Origin of the sequence: Streptococcus caecimuris (genome assembly GCF_943193075.1) — a bacterium.
GTDB lineage: Bacteria > Bacillota > Bacilli > Lactobacillales > Streptococcaceae > Streptococcus > Streptococcus caecimuris.
Map to the genome: position 1 here is coordinate 18,010 of NZ_CALPCT010000015.1, position 18,492 is coordinate 36,501.

11 protein-coding genes are annotated in these 18,492 nt (G+C 43.5%); all 11 read left to right on the top strand.

Annotated elements, in window-relative coordinates; genetic code table 11:
• Positions 1–29 precede the first annotated feature (29 nt).
• Positions 30–404 carry a DUF1149 family protein gene (locus NFR56_RS07015; protein ID WP_003001888.1) on the top strand — a complete coding sequence of 125 codons (375 nt, stop codon included), beginning with the start codon at positions 30–32 and terminating at the stop codon, positions 402–404.
• Positions 405–407: 3 nt separating this feature from the next.
• Positions 408–1,256 (top strand): DegV family protein, encoded by an 849-nt coding sequence (locus NFR56_RS07020; protein WP_251458318.1) that lies wholly within the window; start codon positions 408–410, stop codon positions 1,254–1,256.
• 10 nt (positions 1,257–1,266) lie between these two features.
• Entirely contained in the window at positions 1,267–2,034 is a 768-nt protein-coding gene (dapB, locus tag NFR56_RS07025) for a 4-hydroxy-tetrahydrodipicolinate reductase (protein WP_251458321.1), read from the top strand.
• Positions 2,031–3,242, top strand: a complete 1,212-nt coding sequence (locus NFR56_RS07030) for a CCA tRNA nucleotidyltransferase (protein ID WP_251458324.1) — start codon at positions 2,031–2,033, stop codon at positions 3,240–3,242. Before dapB ends, NFR56_RS07030 begins: the two co-directional genes overlap by 4 nt.
• The gene (locus NFR56_RS07035; RefSeq protein ID WP_251458327.1) at positions 3,239–5,107 is read left to right on the top strand and encodes an ABC-F family ATP-binding cassette domain-containing protein; all 1,869 of its coding nucleotides are present in this window, start codon (positions 3,239–3,241) and stop codon (positions 5,105–5,107) included. The genes NFR56_RS07030 and NFR56_RS07035 overlap by 4 nt, the downstream gene beginning before the upstream one ends.
• A 9-nt stretch (positions 5,108–5,116) precedes the next feature.
• Positions 5,117–5,635: a hypothetical protein gene (locus NFR56_RS07040; RefSeq protein ID WP_251458330.1), complete on the top strand. Its 519-nt coding sequence runs from the start codon at positions 5,117–5,119 to the stop codon at positions 5,633–5,635.
• Between the two features lie 86 nt (positions 5,636–5,721).
• The gene (locus NFR56_RS07045; RefSeq protein WP_045759490.1) at positions 5,722–6,681 is read left to right on the top strand and encodes an ROK family glucokinase; all 960 of its coding nucleotides are present in this window, start codon (positions 5,722–5,724) and stop codon (positions 6,679–6,681) included.
• Between the two features lie 89 nt (positions 6,682–6,770).
• Positions 6,771–7,610, top strand: a complete 840-nt coding sequence (locus NFR56_RS07050) for a thymidylate synthase (protein ID WP_251458332.1) — start codon at positions 6,771–6,773, stop codon at positions 7,608–7,610.
• 203 nt (positions 7,611–7,813) lie between these two features.
• Positions 7,814–16,384, top strand: coding sequence for a CshA/CshB family fibrillar adhesin-related protein (locus NFR56_RS07055; protein WP_251458335.1), 8,571 nt, complete (start codon positions 7,814–7,816; stop codon positions 16,382–16,384).
• Positions 16,385–16,530: 146 nt separating this feature from the next.
• A complete protein-coding gene (locus tag NFR56_RS07060; protein ID WP_251458338.1) occupies positions 16,531–17,040 on the top strand; it encodes a dihydrofolate reductase in 510 nt (169 codons plus the stop codon).
• 208 nt (positions 17,041–17,248) lie between these two features.
• The gene (gene clpX, locus NFR56_RS07065) at positions 17,249–18,481 is read left to right on the top strand and encodes an ATP-dependent Clp protease ATP-binding subunit ClpX (RefSeq protein WP_003001797.1); all 1,233 of its coding nucleotides are present in this window, start codon (positions 17,249–17,251) and stop codon (positions 18,479–18,481) included.
• The last annotated feature ends 11 nt before the right edge of the window (positions 18,482–18,492 follow it).

Here is an 18,492-nt window from a genome sequence, read left to right on the forward strand (position 1 = left end):
GCCTATCGCATATTTTTAGGAGAATAAAAATGGATATTCAACGTGAAAAAGAATTTGTCAGCCAATACCACTATGATGCTCGTAATTTTGAGTGGGAAAAAGAAAATGGCATCCCTGAAACAAAAGTAGATGTAAACTTTCAATTGATCAATCGTGATCAAGAACAAAACACGACTTCCTTGATTGTCATCTTGAGCTACATGATCGTTTTTGACGGTTTTGTGATCAGTGGAACCATCACTCAAATCAACCACTTGTTTGGTCGTTATGTCAATGAACCAAGCGAATTCAGCAAAGACGAAGTGGAAGAATTGGCTCGCCCTTGCTTGAATATGCTCAACCGTTTGACTTATGAAGTCACAGAAATTGCCCTCGATTTACCGGGTATTAATTTGGAGTTTTAATCAATGAAATTAGCAGTGATCACGGATTCGTCTGCCTATTTAACGCAAGACGTGCTCCATCACGACGACTTATTTATTTTAGAGATCCCGATCTATATCGATGGGGAGTCTTATGTTGAAGGGAAGAACCTGACACACGATGAGTTCTACCAAAAGATGGCTGCGTCTAAGGAATTGCCAAAGACTAGCCAGCCGAGTGTGGCAGAGTTAGAAGAAGTCTTATCTGGTTTGACAGCTAAGGGCTATACGCATGCTATCGGTCTTTTCTTGTCATCTGGTATTTCTGGTTTCTACCAAAATATCCAATATTTGAAGGACGAATTCGAAGGCTTGACCGTCGAATTTCCGGATTCAAAAATCACCAGTTTTCCTCTAGGGATGATGACAGAAGACTGCTTGAAATGGGCTGGTGAAGGTCGTTTGTTTGATGAGATTGTGGCCAATGTCCAACACCAGATTGATGGGACCACTGCCTATATTATGGTCGATGATTTGAATCACTTGGTCAAGGGGGGACGCCTGTCAAATGGCGCTGCCATCATTGGCAATCTCTTGAGTATCAAGCCAATCCTTCACTTTAATGACCAAGGTGTCATCGAAGTTTTTGAAAAAGTCCGTACGGAAAAGAAAGCCATGAAACGCTTGGTGGAAATCGTTGATGAAGGACTCACCGGAGGGCATTACCAAGTCTTTATCATCCATGCTAATGTACCTGAAAAAGCCGAAGCGCTTCGTCAGATGTTGGTGGCTGAAGGGGTAGAGGGAGAAATTCCTTTTGCCACCTTTGGAGGCGTGATTGGGACGCACTTAGGTGACCATAGCTTAGCAGTTGGGTATATCCCTATCGTTTAAGGAGAATTCTATGTCCATTAAAGTCATTATTGCAGGTTTCAAGGGGAAAATGGGGCAGGCAGCCTACCAGATGGTTTCTGAAGATCCTGAGCTAGAACTAGCTGGCTTGATCGATCCATTTACTGTTGAGACAGAGGTTGCAGGGGTCCCCGTCTTTAACCGCAAAGAAGATGTCGTAGGTCTTGAAGCAGATGTTTGGGTGGACTTTACTATGCCAAAGGTTGCTTACGAGAATACTCGCTTTGCAATTGAAAATGGCTTTGCGCCTGTTGTAGGGACAACTGGCTTTACGCCTGAGCAGATTCAGGATTTGACAGAGCTTTCGCGTGAAAAGGATTTGGGGGGCTTGATTGCTCCGAACTTTGCTATTGGAGCTGTGCTCTTGATGCAATTTGCAGCGCAAGCTGCCAAGTATTTCCCAAATGTGGAAATCATCGAACTGCACCATGATAAGAAGAAAGATGCACCGAGTGGAACAGCGATTAAGACCGCTGAGTTGATCTCGGAGAAGCGCGAGAAGATTCAGCAAGGTGCAGCAGATGAAGAAGAGTTGATGCCTGGAGCAAGAGGGGCAGATTTTGAAGGGATGCGCATCCATTCGGTTCGATTGCCTGGCCTAGTCGCTCACCAAGAGGTGATTTTTGGTAGCCAAGGCGAAGGGTTGACTCTCCGTCATGATTCCTATGATCGTGTTTCCTTCATGACAGGAGTAAATCTAGGGATTAAAGAAGTTGTCAAGCGTCATGAGCTTGTTTATGGTTTGGAACACTTACTATGAGATTAGAAAAGATGCCTTCTGAGTTTCAGGAGGCTTTACCAATATTAGAGAAGATTAAAGCAGCTGGTTTTGAGGCCTATTTTGTGGGGGGATCTGTCCGTGATGCCCTCTTGGATCGTCCAATTCACGATGTCGATATCGCTTCTTCCTCATACCCAGAAGAGACCAAGGCGATTTTTGATCGCACAGTAGATGTCGGTATCGAACATGGGACCGTCTTGGTCCTTGAAAATGGTCAAGAATATGAAATTACGACCTTCCGGACAGAGGATGTCTATGTAGATTATCGCCGTCCAAGCTCCGTGTCTTTTGTGCGCTCGCTAGAAGAAGACCTCAAGCGTCGTGATTTTACGGTTAATGCCTTTGCCTTAAATGAAAAAGGAGAAATTGTTGACCTCTTTCATGGACTAGAAGATTTAGAAAATAAGGTCCTTCGGGCCGTTGGCCTTCCTCACGAACGGTTTAACGAAGATGCGCTCCGGATCATGCGAGGTTTTCGTTTTCAAGCCAGTCTCGGATTTGAATTAGAAGAGGCAACCTTTGATGCTATGAAGGAGTGTGCTCCATTACTAGAGAAGATTTCCGTAGAGCGCACCTTCATCGAGTTTGATAAGCTCTTGCTTTCCCCATACTGGAGACAGGGCTTGGAAGCTATGCTGGCCAGTGGAGCCTATCACTATCTGCCAGAGATGAAGGATCGCAAAGTAGCGATCGAGCGGTTGTTTGACATAGAGCTGGAATATACCTTTTCAACTTCTGAGCAAGCCTGGGCTGCTTTGGTCTTAGCACTAGAGATTCAAGATATTCCAAAATTCTTTAAGAAATGGAAGACTTCTAGAGACTTTGCCAAGACGGTGGAGCAGATCGTAGAGATTCTAAAGCTCCGAGAAAATGGAAGCCTAGACAAGCGTGCCTGCTACAAGTATGAGAAGCATTTGTTGCTAGTTGCAGAAGAGCTCCGGGAAGCGTATGCCTTGAGTGTGGATTATTTGGCCATCGAGCGTGTTTATGATAGCTTGACCATTCATGATAAGCATGAAGTGGTGGTCAATGGCGGTATGTTGATCAAAGACTACGGCTTTCAACCAGGTCCAGCCTTGGGAGAGATTTTGACAAAGATCGAATATGCCATTGTCGATGGGGAACTGGCCAATGAAAAAGAAGCCATCATTGCCTATATCCAGCAAGCAAAAGAGGAGGAAAAATGAGCGATTTTATTGTCGATAAATTAACCAAATCTGTCGGAGATAAGACCGTCTTTCGTGAGATTTCCTTTATCATTCACGACTTGGATCGGATCGGATTGATCGGGGTCAATGGGACTGGAAAAACCACTCTGTTAGATGTGTTGTCAGGTCGCTCTGGCTTTGATGGAGATGTGAGTCCTTTTTCTGCCAAGAGTGATTATACGATTGGTTATTTGACTCAGGAACCAGACTTTGATGATCAAAAGACGGTTCTGGATACAGTATTATCTAGTGATTTGCGTGAAATGCAGCTGATTCGTGATTATGAATTCTTGATGGCGGATTACCGAGAAGAGAACCAAGCACGTCTTGAAAAGGTCATGGCGGAGATGGATTCACTCAATGCTTGGGAAATCGAGAGTCAGGTTAAGACAGTCCTATCAAAGCTTGGAATTGAAGATTTGAACGCCACAGTTGGAGATCTATCTGGAGGCTTACGTCGTCGGGTGCAACTGGCACAGGTTTTGCTGTCTCACCACGACCTGCTCTTACTAGATGAGCCGACCAACCACCTAGACATTGATACCATCGAATGGTTGACCAATTTCTTGAAGAACTCTAAGAAAACCGTGCTCTTCATTACCCACGATCGCTATTTCTTGGATAATATCTCGACAAGGATCTTTGAGTTGGATCGGGCTGGTTTGATTGAGTATCAAGGTAATTACCAGGATTATGTCCGCTTAAAGGCTGAGCAAGATGAGCGTGATGCGGCCCTTCTTCATAAGAAGCAACAACTCTATAAGCAGGAGTTGACCTGGATGCGACGTCAACCCCAGGCGCGTGCGACCAAGCAACAGGCACGGATCAATCGTTTCCATGATCTCAAACAAGACTTGTCTGGTCAAAGCAATCAGATGGATTTGGAGATGAACTTTGAGACCAGCCGAATCGGAAAGAAAGTCATTGAGTTTAAGGATGTGAGTTTTGCTTTTGAAAACAAGCCGATTTTACAGGACTTTAACCTCTTGGTGCAAAACAAGGATCGTATCGGAATCGTTGGAGATAATGGCGTCGGAAAATCAACCCTGCTCAATTTGATCGCTGAGCGCCTCCAGCCTCAGAGCGGGCAAGTCATCATCGGTGAAACTGTGCGCGTTGCTTATTTCTCTCAACAGATCGATGGGTTGGATGAGAGCAAGCGCGTGATTAATTTCTTGCAAGAAGTTTCCGAGGAAGTGAAGACGACCGTTGGAACGACATCAATTGCTGATCTCTTGGAGCAATTCCTCTTCCCACGTTCTATGCACGGAACCCTGATCGAAAAACTCTCTGGTGGGGAGAAGAAGCGGCTCTTTCTCTTGAAACTCTTGATTGAAAAACCTAATGTGCTTCTCCTCGATGAGCCGACCAATGACTTGGATATCGCTACCTTGACGGTTTTGGAAAACTTCCTTCAAAACTTTGGAGGTCCCGTCATTACCGTTAGCCACGACCGCTATTTCCTAGACAAAGTCGCAAGCAAGATCCTGGCTTTTGAAAACGGGGGAATTCGTGAGTTCTTTGGCAATTATACGGATTATTTAGATGAAAAAGCCTTTGAAGCAGCTCAAACAACGGCCAGTCACAAGGTTGAAAAAGAGAAACCTGTCAAGCCAAAAGAAGAGAAGAAGCGCATGAGCTACATGGAGAAGCAAGAGTGGGCGAGCATTGAAGCAGATATCGAAGCCATTGAAAGTCGAATCGCAGAGATTGAAGTGGAGATGAATGAAAACGGCTCTGACTTTGGCAAATTGTCAGCCCTTCAAAAGGAATTGGATCAGGAAAATGAGCGATTGCTTGAGAAGTACGATCGTTATGAATACCTGAGCGAATTAGATGAATAAGGAGGCCCTATGAATCAATTGAACCGGATATCCCTTGGGATTTCAGCCACTATTTTTACCATTATCGGTATCGTCTTGTTTATCAATCCAATTGAGCACATCGGCTCATTTAGCTGGTTGATTTCCTGTGGCTTCTTTTTAATTTCCTTTTCGCGTTTTTCACGCTATTACCGATTGCGTCAAGCTGGTATCGTTCAGCAGCAACAACTCTTTCACAGTATGGTCGCTTTGGTTTTTGCGGTCTACTTACTGCTCTATGGCTACAAGACCTTGCCGATTGTCTTTCCAGTCACTTTAGGAATTTGGCTGATCTATCGTTCGATTTTAAACTTCCGAAAAGCTAATTTCTACTCGAGAAAGGTTGAGGAACTGTCCAAGCGTTATATTTTCTTTGCCTTGCTACAGCTCTTCATCGGCTTATTCTTAATCGTTAGTCCGCTCTCGATTAGCGTCTTTCTATTAAATATTATTGGTTTGATTTTCCTCATTTTAGGATTTCAATCCTTTAGTCTCTTGTTAAAAAGTTAAGAAAAGTTACGTGCAAACCTTTGCGTTTAATAAAAAGTCTGATATAATAGATCTGTAAGTGTTTACAAGTTTGAAAGGAGTAACAGATGTCTAAAAAAATTATTGGGATTGACCTTGGGGGAACTTCAATTAAGTTTGCCATCCTCACTTTGGATGGGGAAGTTCAAGAAAAATGGTCTATTAAAACAAATATCTTGGATGAAGGTAGCCATATCGTAGATGATATGATCGAATCCATCGCGCATCGTTTGAAGATGCTTGGGCTTGATGCTTCTGAGTTCCAAGGAATTGGAATGGGTTCACCTGGTGTCGTTGACCGTGAAAAAGGTACAGTTATCGGTGCCTACAACTTGAACTGGAAGACTCTTCAACCAGTCAAAGAAAAGATCGAAAGTGCCCTTCATATTCCATTCTTTATCGATAATGATGCCAACGTTGCTGCTTTGGGTGAACGTTGGAAAGGGGCTGGTGAAAACCAACCAGATGTTGTCTTCATGACACTTGGTACAGGTGTCGGCGGTGGGATCGTCGCTGAAGGTCGTCTCTTGCACGGGGTGCGTGGAGCTGCTGGGGAACTTGGTCACATCACGGTTGACTTTGATGATCCAATCCAATGTACCTGTGGTAAAAAAGGCTGTCTTGAAACGGTTGCGTCAGCAACAGGGATCGTCAACTTGACTCGTCGTTATGCAGATGAGTACGAAGGGGACTCTCAATTGAAAGTCTTGATCGACAATGGTGAAGAAGTGACAGCTAAAACGGTCTTTGATCTAGCAAAAGAGGGTGACGCTCTTGCTTTGATCGTTTATAAGAACTTCTCACGTTACCTTGGACTTGCTGCAGCCAATATTGGTTCAACCTTGAACCCGTCTAAGATCGTTATCGGTGGTGGGGTATCTGCTGCTGGAGACTTCCTCTTGGATGGTGTGCGCAAGGTCTTTGAAGAAAACTCATTCCCACAAGTACGTGAATCTACTCAATTGGCGCTTGCTACTTTGGGAAATGACGCAGGTGTGATCGGTGCTGCATCCCTTGTATTACAATAAGATGAAATGGAGATCTGGTTCGTGCTAGGATCTCCTTTTTTCTGTATCCTGTGATATAATGAAGACAAAACTGGATTCAAGGAGGGTATATGACAAAAGCAGATACAATTTTTAAAGAAAACATTCGGAAAATCATGGAAGAAGGCGTTTGGTCAGAACAGGCACGCCCTAAATACAAGGATGGAACAACTGCCAACTCCAAATACATCACGGGAGCCTTTATGGAGTTTGATCTTGCAAAAGGCGAGTTTCCAATTACGACCCTTCGTCCTATCGCTATTAAATCCGCTATCAAAGAGATGCTCTGGATTTACCAAGATCAGTCCAATAGTTTAGAAGTTTTAGAAGAAAAGTACAATGTCCATTATTGGAAGGACTGGGAAGTGGGGGAGAGTCGGACCATCGGTCAGCGCTATGGTGCAGTGGTCAAAAAGCATGACATCACCAATAAAATTCTCAAGCAATTAGAAGCCAATCCCTGGAATCGCCGCAATATTATCTCGCTCTGGGACTATGATGCCTTTGAAGAGACAGAAGGTCTTTTGCCATGTGCGTTTCAAACCATGTTTGACGTGCGGCGCGTGGATGGAGAAATCTATCTAGATGCGACCTTGACCCAGCGTTCCAATGATATGTTGGTGGCCCACCATATCAATGCCATGCAGTATGTAGCGCTACAGATGATGATTGCCAAGCACTTTGGCTGGAAGGTTGGAAAGTTCTTTTACTTCATTAATAACCTTCATATTTATGATAATCAATTTGAACAGGCAGAAGAGTTACTCCGGCGAGAGCCAGCAGATTGCCAGCCACACTTGGTTTTAAATGTGCCAGATGGAACCAATTTCTTTGACATCAAAGCAGAAGATTTTGAACTGGTCGATTATGATCCAGTGAAGCCACAATTGAAGTTTGATCTTGCGATTTAGTGATAAAATCAAGTTTTTGATGCCTTGATCTATTGCTAAAATCCTTTCAGAATTAAAACAATTTTAGCTAAAAATTTTTACTCATTTTTGAGTCAAAATGTTTTGAAAATCGTTCGGATTTTGTTAAAATAGATAAGGTTTGGAAAAAACTAAACAATTTTAAAAAGAATGTTAATTTATAGATAAATATGGAGGTCCATTAGATGGGGAAAGACTTATTTAATGATCGTATTAGCAGATTCTCAATTCGTAAATTGAATGTGGGTGTTTGCTCAGTACTTTTGGGGACACTTGTCATGGTTGGGACAGCCGCAAGTGCAGCCGCAGAAGAAAAGACAGATACGACAAGTGAAAATGTAGCAGCAGTTGCAACAGCGTCGGAAGCGCCCGCAACTTCAACAGCTACTTCAGCAGCATCAACTGCCGCAACAACTAGTACAGCAGCTACAACTTATGATGCAAACGCAGCAATCACTGCACCAGAGACTTCAACTGCTGCAGCAACATCAACAGCACCTGCTTCAACTAGTGAAGCAAGTAGCACAAGCACAGCAGCATCCGCTGCCTCAACTGCACCGGAAACATCAACAGCTGCAACTCCAAAATTAGAAGCAGCTACGCCAGTAAACAAGGCGCCAGAAGCAGCTGCAACAGATAAGAAAGAAGAAGTGGCTGCTGGTGTCGTAGCACCAGCCTCAGAAAACAATGCTGTGACAGCAGAGACTTCTGGTCCTAAGCGTCGTAATCGTCGTGCTCTTGGTGACCCAAATGATCCAAGCTTGATCGGGGATGACGTTGAAGACGCAACTTCAACTCCGAAAGTTGAAAAACCTGGCTTTACAACAAATGTAAATGCTGCAGACCTTGCTAGTCAAATCTCCTGGTTGGACTTTGGCGATACAGCCAACTGGACAGGGACTACTACAACATCAAAAGGGGAACTTGCTCTCCAAGTCGGCGCGACCTACACCAAGGAAATCATGCCTGGCTATGTTGTAACCATCAAGGTAAAATCTTTGAAGCCTTTCCAAGCGACAGAAATATACAAAAAACGCCTTGAAGAACGAGGAGCAACAGAAGCTGAAAAAGCGACCTATGACCCCAATGCTAGAAATGGTTATGTGAATGGAAATGCAAATCCGTTTACCTTGGCGGAATTTAATGCCGGTGAAGAAGCTAAGGTTATTGCCGAGCCTCAAAACCGTTGGACTGAAATTAAAAGCGAGGGGATTGATACTGGTACAACTAAGAAAACTACTATTAGTTCAGAATTAACCGGCGGGAACATTGGGATCCAGTTTGAAGTTTCTGCGACCTTCCGTGGCAAAGCCGTCAAACCTGCCATTGTCATGGCAGATGGTGAGTCAGCTAACCCTGGTGAATTGGTTCTGTTTACCACCAATGGAGAAGGATGGAAACATATAGGGGAATGGAAAAAATCGACTAGAAGATATAATGTAAACTACATTCCACAAGATACAGACAATTTATTTGGTTCAAATCCTACCACCAAAATAAACGGTATGAATTTCGGTAGAACTAATCTTGACCAACTTCGTAGAACAACTCAAGTTGGACCAGACAAAAAAGAGGTCGCTTGGAAGTATTTTGGAAGTGCCGATTTAACAACTGGAGGTCTCGGTACAGGTGTCTTCGGTCCAAATATTTCTGCAAGTGATGTTGCTGTTCCTCTTGTTATGACAAAGGGAGCTTCTGAAATCGGTCTTTACATTGCTTCAGGTGGTAAACAATCTGCTATGGTTGGATTTTTCCCGCTTGATGAAGGAGATGCGCCTGAATCATACGGTAAGGCGATTCATTCGATTGCAACTGTAGATGGAATTACAGGTAAAAAAGTATCTCAACCTTATCTAGGTCACTTAAGCCCTGATATGGATGAAAACAATACGCTTGATTGGACTGGTGATGACAAGGCGACCACTGCGGATGAAGGCATCGACCAATTGCTTCCAAATGATCTCAAAGGAAAAACCAATGAGCTGATCAAGATGGACCGGACACGTCCAGGTAATTACACGATTTCAGTGGAAGCTCATACGGATGGAGCAGCAGAAGCTAACATCTATGGTTGGATAGATTTCAACCAAAACGGAACCTTCGATGAAGATGAACGTTCTGATTTAACAACTATTACCCAAGATGGAACGGCTACGTTAAGCTTTACAAAGAGTAAAACCTATATTGATCCTAGTGTCAATGAATTGGGTGTTCGGATTCGTATCGCTAAGAATGCTAAAGAAATTGAAAGTCCAACAGGTATGGCCTTGTCAGGGGAAGTTGAGGACTTCAAGACTCAAATCACCCACCCACCAAAAGGAGAATTCAAAGAAACAAGTGGTCTTCAAGGGGCGAAGCAAACTGCAACTGTAGCCTTTACTGCTCGAGGTTTGCAAGGGTATAGCCTGACAGAAGCAGCGAAAATTGATGAAACAGTAGCTCCACAAATGATAGATAACCGTACAGGGCAAGTCGTAACACCTGGTGCAGATGGCTACTATGCTGTAGCTGGTCAAGGGAAGTACAAGATCACTTCAAACGGAACATCTGTGGATGTTGAGTTCATTCCCGAAGATCACTTCCTTGGAACAGCTGACGGTATCTCTATCCGTCGTACAGACAGCAATGGCTACGATACGGGTTGGTCAACAAAATTCCCAGCCGATGAAGCCAATGTCGATACTGCCATCAATACTATGGACGGTCTATACATCCCAACAGTTACACCAACGGAAATTGAAGGGGTAGATAAGACTTCATCAGATGTCCAAGGTGCGACTCAAACTGGTACACCTACCTTTAACACAACTACAACGAATGCTAATGGCGAAAAGATCTCTGTCACTCCAAGCTTGGAATACCCTGCTAAATTGGTGGACCCAGCGACTGGTCAAGTAACCAATGCAACCTCTGTAACAGTAGCGGGCGAAGGAACTTACAGCATTGATGATGCTACTGGTAAAGTAACCTTTGTTCCAGAACCAGGATTCACAGGTACAGCTCAAGGTGTTACCGTATCTGTAACAGCTCCTGTCGGAAATGATAAAGACGGTACCGTCCGTGATGAATACCTTAAGACAGCAAGCGCTAAATACACACCAACGGTTACTCCAATCACAGTGACTCCTACAGACAAGGTTTCTGCGGATGTTCAAAACGTTCCTCAAACCCAAACACCAACCTTTGATTTGAGTAATGATAAGACTGCTGAAATCACAAGCAAGAAATTGGTGGATCCCGCAACTGGTCAACCAACTGATGAAACAACTGTGACAGTAGCAGGTGAAGGTAGCTATACTATCGACCCAACGACTGGAGCAGTAACATTTACGCCAGAAAAAGACTTTGTTGGTACTGCAAAAGGAGTAACTGTTCAGGCAACTGCTACCATTACAAATGCCAATGGTAAGACTGCAACCATTACTTCAGATGCGACCTACACACCAACTGTTGTGCCAGCAGTTCCAACTGCAAACCCAGCAACTTCTAAAGATATCCAAGGTGCAACACAAACAGGGACACCAACCTTTGCAGGAAAAACTGTTCAAGTAAATGGTGAAGATAAAGCTATCACCATTAAAGAGAATAGCTACACGCTTTTGGATAATGATGGCAATGAAGTGACAAGTACACCAGCTTATGCTGCTGATGGTACGACTGAAATCGGTACATACACAATTGATCCTACAACTGGTCAAGTAACCTTCACACCGACTGACAAGTCATACACTGGCGCAGTCACACCAGCCAAGGTTCAAGCTGAAAGCTCAAACGGTATCAAGGTGGACACAACTTACACGCCTGAAATCGTTCCAGTAACACCAACAGCAACACCAGCTGAAACAGAAGATATCCAAGGTGCCACTCAAACAGGTAAACCTGAATTCAAAGGTGGAACTGTAACGGTTGATGGCGTTGAAAAGACTGTTGAAATCAATGAAGACGTTCCAGCAAAATTCGACGACGGCTCAACAACTAAGACAGTTGAAGGTGTTGGTACTTACACAGTAGCAGCAGATGGAACTGTGACATTTGTTCCTGAGAAATCATTTGTCGGAACTGCACCAGCAGTAACCGTTGTTCGTGAAGATAAGAACGGAACGAAAGCTTCTGCGACCTACACACCAACAGTATTACCTGTAACCCCAACTGCAACTCCAGCAGAAACAACAGACATTCAAGGTGCAACTCAAAAAGGTAAACCTGAATTCAAGGGTGGAACTGTGACTGTTGATGGCGTTGAGAAGACTGTTGAAATCAACGAAGATGTTCCAGCAACATTTGACGATGGCTCAACAACTAAGACAGTAGAAGGCGTTGGTACTTACACAGTAGCAGCAGACGGTACAGTTACATTTGTTCCTGAGAAATCATTCACAGGTAAAGCACCAGCCGTAACGGTTGTTCGTGAAGATAAGAACGGAACTAAGGCGTCTGCAACGTACACACCAACTGTAACTCCAGTAACACCGACTGCGAAACCAGTTGAAACAACTGATATTCAAGGTGCTACACAAACAGGTAAGCCTGTATTTACTGAAGGCGATAGCCGCGTGCCAATGAACGATGATGTTCCAGCCACATTTGACGATGGCTCAACTACGAAGACTGTTGACGGCGTTGGTACTTACACAGTAGCAGCAGACGGAACAGTGACATTCGTACCTGAGAAATCATTTACTGGTACTGCTCCAGCAGTGACGGTTGTTCGCGAAGATAAGAACGGAACAAAAGCTTCTGCAACTTATACACCAACTGTAACTCCTGTCACACCGACAGCGACACCAGTTGAAACAACAGGTAAGCAAGGTCAAACTCAAACAGGTAAGCCTGAATTTACTGAAGGCGACAGCCGAGTACCAATGAACGATGACGTTCCAGCTACTTTCGACGATGGCTCAACTACCAAGACAGTAGATGGTGTTGGTACTTACACAGTAGCAGCCGACGGAACTGTAACCTTTGTTCCTGAAAAATCATTCACAGGTAAAGCACCAGCCGTAACAGTTGTTCGTGAAGATAAGAACGGAACAAAAGCTTCTGCAACTTACACACCAACTGTAACTCCAGTAACTCCAACTGCAACACCAGCTGAATCTACTGGACCTCAAGGTCTTGTTCAAACTGGAACTGTAACCTTCACTGAAGGTGATGAAGTAGCTCCAATTAACAAGGATTCGATTACTCTTCTTGATGAAAATGGTCAACCAGCAGCATCTGTAGTTGCTAAGTCATCAGAAGGTAAAGAAATTGGTACTTTCACAGTTGATAAAGATACAGGTGTAGTTACTTTCACACCGACAGATAAATCTTATTCAGGTGATGTTGTCCCAGTTAAGGTTCAGGCAGCTGATACAAATGGAACTACAGTTGAAACAACTTATACACCGAAGATTACTCCAGTTGTTCCAACTTCTGAAGATGCTACATCGACAGATATTCAAGGTCAAACACAATCTGGTAAACCAACCTTCACCGAAGGAAATCCAAATGTTCCAATCGATGAAGATACTCCAGCTACCTTCGAAGATGGTTCAACCACTAAGACAGTAGATGGCGAAGGAACTTACACTGTTTCTCCAGATGGAACTGTAACCTTCGTACCAGAAAAATCATTCACTGGAACTGCTTCAGGCGTAACAGTAAAACGCGTGGATAAGAACGGTACTGAAATCACAGCTAAGTACACACCAACTGTGACACCAGTAACACCAACTGCAACACCAGCTGAATCAACAGATATCCAAGGTGCGACTCAAACTGGTAAACCTAAATTCACCGAAGGCGACAGCCGTGTGCCTATGAACGATGATGTTCCAGCAACCTTCGATGATGGCTCAACTACGAAGACTGTAGATGGTGTTGGTACTTACACAGTAGCAGCAGACGGTACAGTAACCTTCGTACCAGAAAAATCATTCGTTGGAACTGCTCCAGCTGTAACAGTGGTTCGTGAAGATAAGAACGGAACAAAAGCTTCTGCGACTTATACACCAACCGTAACACCAGTTACACCAACTGCAGAAGATACAACATCTACTGACAAACAAGGTCAAACGCAAACAGGTACACCAACCTTCACACCAGGTAATCCAAATGTTCCAATGGATGATGATACACCTGCAACATTTGAAGATGGCTCAACAACCAAGACTATTCCTGGTGAAGGAACTTACACTGTTGCTCCAGACGGAACAGTAACATTTGTTCCAGAAAAATCATTCACAGGAGAAGGTACAGGCGTAACGGTTAAACGTGTCGATAAGAACGGTACTCCAGTTACTGCTAAGTACACACCAACTGTGACACCAGTAACTCCAACAGCAAGTCCAGCTGAATCAGAAGCACCTCAAGGTGTGGTTCAAACTGGAACTGTAACCTTCACAGAAGGTGACCCAGTAGCACCAATTGACAAGGATACCATTACTCTTCTTGATGAAAATGGTCTGCCAGCAGCATCAGTAGAAGCGAAATCACCAGCAGGTGATGTGATCGGTACCTTCACCGTTGATAAAGAAACAGGTGTTGTGACCTTCACACCAACGGATAAATCTTACTCAGGTGATGTTGTTCCAGTTAAGGTTCAAGGTAAAGATACAAACGGAACTGTTGCTGAGACAACTTACACACCGAAGATCACTCCAGTTGTACCAACTGCTGATCCTGCAACATCTACAGACATCCAAGGTCAAACTCAAACAGGTACACCAAGCTTCACACCTGGTAACCCTGCTATCCCAATGGATGATGATGTACCAGCTACCTTTGAAGATGGTTCAACAACAAAAGTTATTCCAGGTGAAGGAACTTACACAGTTGCTCCAGACGGAACCGTAACCTTTGTACCAGAAAAATCATTCACAGGAACAGGTACAGGCGTAACAGTGAAACGTGTTGATAAGAACGGTACTCCAGTTACTGCAACCTACACACCAACAGTTACACCAGTAACTCCAACAGCTAAGCCAGCAACATCTACAGACATCCAAGGTGCGACACAAACTGGTAAGCCTGTATTTACTGAAGGCGACAGCCGTGTGCCAATGAACGATGATGTTCCAGCAACATTTGACGATGGTTCAACTACGAAGACAGTTGAAGGTGTTGGTACTTATACTGTAGCCCCAGACGGAACAGTGACATTTGTACCTGAAAAATCATTCGTCGGAACTGCACCAGCTGTAACTGTGGTTCGTGAAGATAAGAACGGAACCAAAGCTTCCGCAACTTACACACCAACCGTAACGCCTGTTACACCAACTGCAACTCCAGCAGTATCTACTGATGTGCAAGGTGCAACTCAAACAGGTAAACCTGTATTTACTGAAGGCGACAGCCGTGTACCAATGAACGACGATGTTCCAGCAACATTTGACGATGGTTCAACTACGAAGACAGTTGAAGGTGTTGGTACTTACACAGTAGCCCCAGACGGAACAGTGACATTTGTACCAGAGAAATCATTTGTTGGAACTGCACCAGCAGTGACAGTGGTTCGTGAAGATAAAAACGGAACAAAAGCTTCCGCAACTTACACACCAACCGTAACGCCTGTTACACCAACAGCTGATCCTGCAACATCTACAGATATCCAAGGTCAAACCCAAACAGGTAAACCAAGCTTCACGCCTGGTAACCCAAGTGTACCAATGGATGATGATGTGCCTGCAACCTTTGAAGATGGATCAACTACTAAAGTTATTCCTGGAGAAGGAACTTACACCGTTTCTCCAGACGGAACCGTAACCTTTGTACCAGAAAAATCATTCACAGGAACAGGTACAGGCGTAACCGTGAAACGTGTTGATAAGAACGGTACACCAATAACCGCTACTTACACACCAACAGTAACACCAGTTACACCAACTGCAGAATCAGTTACTTCAATTGGTAAGAAGGGTCAAACCCAAACAGGCAAACCAACCTTCACAGAAGGTGATAGCCGTGTACCAATGAATGACAAAGTTCCAGCAACATTTGAAGATGGTTCAACTACGAAGACAATTCCAGGTGTTGGTACATACACTGTAGCAGCAGACGGAACCGTAACCTTCACACCAGAACCTGAATTCACTGGAACTGCACCAGCTGTAACAGTGGTTCGCGAAGATGTGAACGGAACCAAAGCTTCCGCAACTTACACACCAACTGTCCTTCCAATCACTAAGTTTGTTGATAAAGAAGGTAAGGAAATCCCAGGATATCCTACAGTTGATGGAGAAGAACCAAAAGCTGAAATTCCAGGTTACCGCTTTGTGGAAACGAAGAAATTGCCTAATGGTGATACAGAACACGTCTATGAAAAAGTTACGACTTCATATGTAGACGAAAATGGGGACCCAATCCCAGGTAACCCAACAGAAGATGGGGAACAACCGAAGAAGGATATCCCAGGTTATGACTTCGTGAAGACTGTTGTAGATAAAGATGGAAACACTCAACATATCTACAAGAAGACTGTGACACCAACTCCAATGCCGGATCCAACTCCGACACCAGAGCCACAGCCACAGCCTACTCCACAACCGCAACCAACACCAGAACCACAACCTACTCCACAACCAAAACCAGAAGAACCAACGATTCCTGTCGTTCCAGAAGCGAAAGAAGAAGTGAAGTATATTGATCCACAAAATCCTACTGCACAACTTCCAAACACAGGAACAAAAGAATCTTCAACTGCTGGTCTTGCAATCTTTAGTGCTTTAGCAGGTCTCTCATTATTCGGATTTGCAAAACGCAAAAAAGAAGACTAAGCTAACTTGTGGCTAAGAAAAACCGCGAAAATCTCGCGGTTTTTTCTGTTTGTATTTGAAAAAATATCCTCCAAACAAGATAGTTGAAATCTGTCTTTTATAAGAAAATTTGATAAAATAGAAGTATCAGTGTAAAGGATGAGAGAATGAAAAAGATAATTGGTATCTGGGCTCAAACTGAAAATGGCATTATTGGAAAGGACCAAGTCATGCCTTGGTATCTGCCAGCTGAGCTTCAGCATTTCAAAGAAACAACCATGGGACAAGCCATTCTCATGGGAAGAGTGACTTTTGATGGTATGAAAAAACGGGTTCTACCAGGTCGGACCAGCATTATCTTAACGCAAGATCAAGCCTATGATCCTGAAAACGATGCTGTACTCGTCATGCACAGCAAAGAAGAAGTCTTGGACTGGTACCAGAACCAAGAGAAGAATCTTTATATTATCGGTGGCAGTCAGATTTTAAAGCTCTTTTCTGACCAGTTAGAAGAATTGATCCAGACCATGATTCATGCAACGATTGATGGAGATACATTGGCACCAAAATTTGAAGAGAGCCACTATGAAAGAGTCCGTCAAGTCCATCATCCGAAAGATGAGAAGAATCCATATGATTTTACGGTCAACTATTATAAGAGAAAGGATTTAGACTAATGGAGCGAAGTGTCTTTGGTTTTTTTACAGCTGTCCTATGTGTCATCTGTTTGATTTGCGCCTTACAAACCTTTCGTAAAAAACGGTTTGGCCTCGCTATTTTATTCTTACTAAATGCTTTTACCAATCTTGTGAATTCCATTCACGCCTTTTACATGACCTTATTTTAAACTAAATAGAAACAGAAAATGACAGAAAGAGGAAATACATGCCAACGAATCAAAATAATGATATGATGGTTTATTGTTCATTTTGCGGAAAGAGTCAAGATGAAGTCCAAAAAATTATTGCAGGAAACAACGCGTTTATCTGTAATGAATGTGTAGAGTTAGCACAAGAAATTATCCGTGAAGAGCTAGCAGAAGAAGTTCTTGCAGACCTTAGCGAAGTTCCAAAACCAATCGAATTGCTCAATATCTTGAACCACTATGTGATCGGTCAAGATCGTGCCAAACGTGCCCTTGCTGTAGCGGTATACAACCACTACAAACGCATCAACTTCCACGATACGCGCGAAGACGAGACAGATGTTGAATTGCAAAAATCAAACATCCTCATGATTGGTCCTACTGGTTCAGGTAAGACTTTCTTGGCCCAAACCTTAGCACGTAGCTTGAATGTCCCATTTGCCATTGCAGATGCAACAGCCTTGACAGAAGCTGGTTATGTAGGAGAAGACGTTGAAAACATTCTCTTGAAACTTCTTCAAGCAGCTGATTTCAACATCGAGCGTGCAGAACGAGGCATCATCTACGTCGATGAAATCGATAAGATCGCTAAGAAAAGTGAAAATGTCTCTATCACGCGTGACGTTTCTGGTGAAGGTGTACAACAAGCCCTCTTGAAGATCATCGAAGGAACCGTCGCTAGTGTCCCACCTCAAGGGGGACGCAAACACCCTCAACAAGAGATGATCCAAGTGGATACCAAGAATATTCTCTTCATCGTAGGTGGAGCTTTTGACGGGATCGAAGAAATTGTTAAGCAACGTCTTGGTGAAAAAGTCATCGGTTTCGGTAAGAACAATAAAGCTATTGATGAATCAAGCTCTTACATGCAAGAAATCGTGGCAGAAGATATTCAAAAATTCGGGATTATCCCAGAATTGATCGGACGTCTTCCAGTCTTTGCTGCTCTTGAGCAATTGACAGTTGACGACCTTGTCCGTATCTTGAAAGAGCCACGCAATGCCTTGGTAAAACAATACCAAACCTTGCTCTCTTATGATAATGTTGAATTGGAATTTGATGATGAAGCTCTTCAAGAGATTGCTAATAAAGCCATCGAAAGAAAAACAGGAGCTCGTGGACTTCGTTCGATTATCGAAGAAACCATGATGGATGTCATGTTTGAAATTCCAAGTCAAGAAGATGTCAAACTTGTTCGAATTACAAAAGAAGCTGTAGACGGAACTGAAAAACCAATTCTCGAAACAGCCTAGAAAGATAAAAT

What these genes read in the sequence shown, in the direction of transcription:
- NFR56_RS07050 (WP_251458332.1), top strand. Translation starts at nt 6,771, where the DNA reads ATGACAAAAGCAGATACAATTTTTAAAGAAAACATTCGGAAAATCATG.
- dapB (WP_251458321.1), top strand. Translation starts at nt 1,267, where the DNA reads ATGTCCATTAAAGTCATTATTGCAGGTTTCAAGGGGAAAATGGGGCAG.
- NFR56_RS07035 (WP_251458327.1), top strand. Translation starts at nt 3,239, where the DNA reads ATGAGCGATTTTATTGTCGATAAATTAACCAAATCTGTCGGAGATAAG.
- NFR56_RS07040 (WP_251458330.1), top strand. Translation starts at nt 5,117, where the DNA reads ATGAATCAATTGAACCGGATATCCCTTGGGATTTCAGCCACTATTTTT.
- clpX (WP_003001797.1), top strand. Translation starts at nt 17,249, where the DNA reads ATGCCAACGAATCAAAATAATGATATGATGGTTTATTGTTCATTTTGC.
- NFR56_RS07055 (WP_251458335.1), top strand. Translation starts at nt 7,814, where the DNA reads ATGGGGAAAGACTTATTTAATGATCGTATTAGCAGATTCTCAATTCGT.
- NFR56_RS07015 (WP_003001888.1), top strand. Translation starts at nt 30, where the DNA reads ATGGATATTCAACGTGAAAAAGAATTTGTCAGCCAATACCACTATGAT.
- NFR56_RS07060 (WP_251458338.1), top strand. Translation starts at nt 16,531, where the DNA reads ATGAAAAAGATAATTGGTATCTGGGCTCAAACTGAAAATGGCATTATT.
- NFR56_RS07030 (WP_251458324.1), top strand. Translation starts at nt 2,031, where the DNA reads ATGAGATTAGAAAAGATGCCTTCTGAGTTTCAGGAGGCTTTACCAATA.
- NFR56_RS07045 (WP_045759490.1), top strand. Translation starts at nt 5,722, where the DNA reads ATGTCTAAAAAAATTATTGGGATTGACCTTGGGGGAACTTCAATTAAG.
- NFR56_RS07020 (WP_251458318.1), top strand. Translation starts at nt 408, where the DNA reads ATGAAATTAGCAGTGATCACGGATTCGTCTGCCTATTTAACGCAAGAC.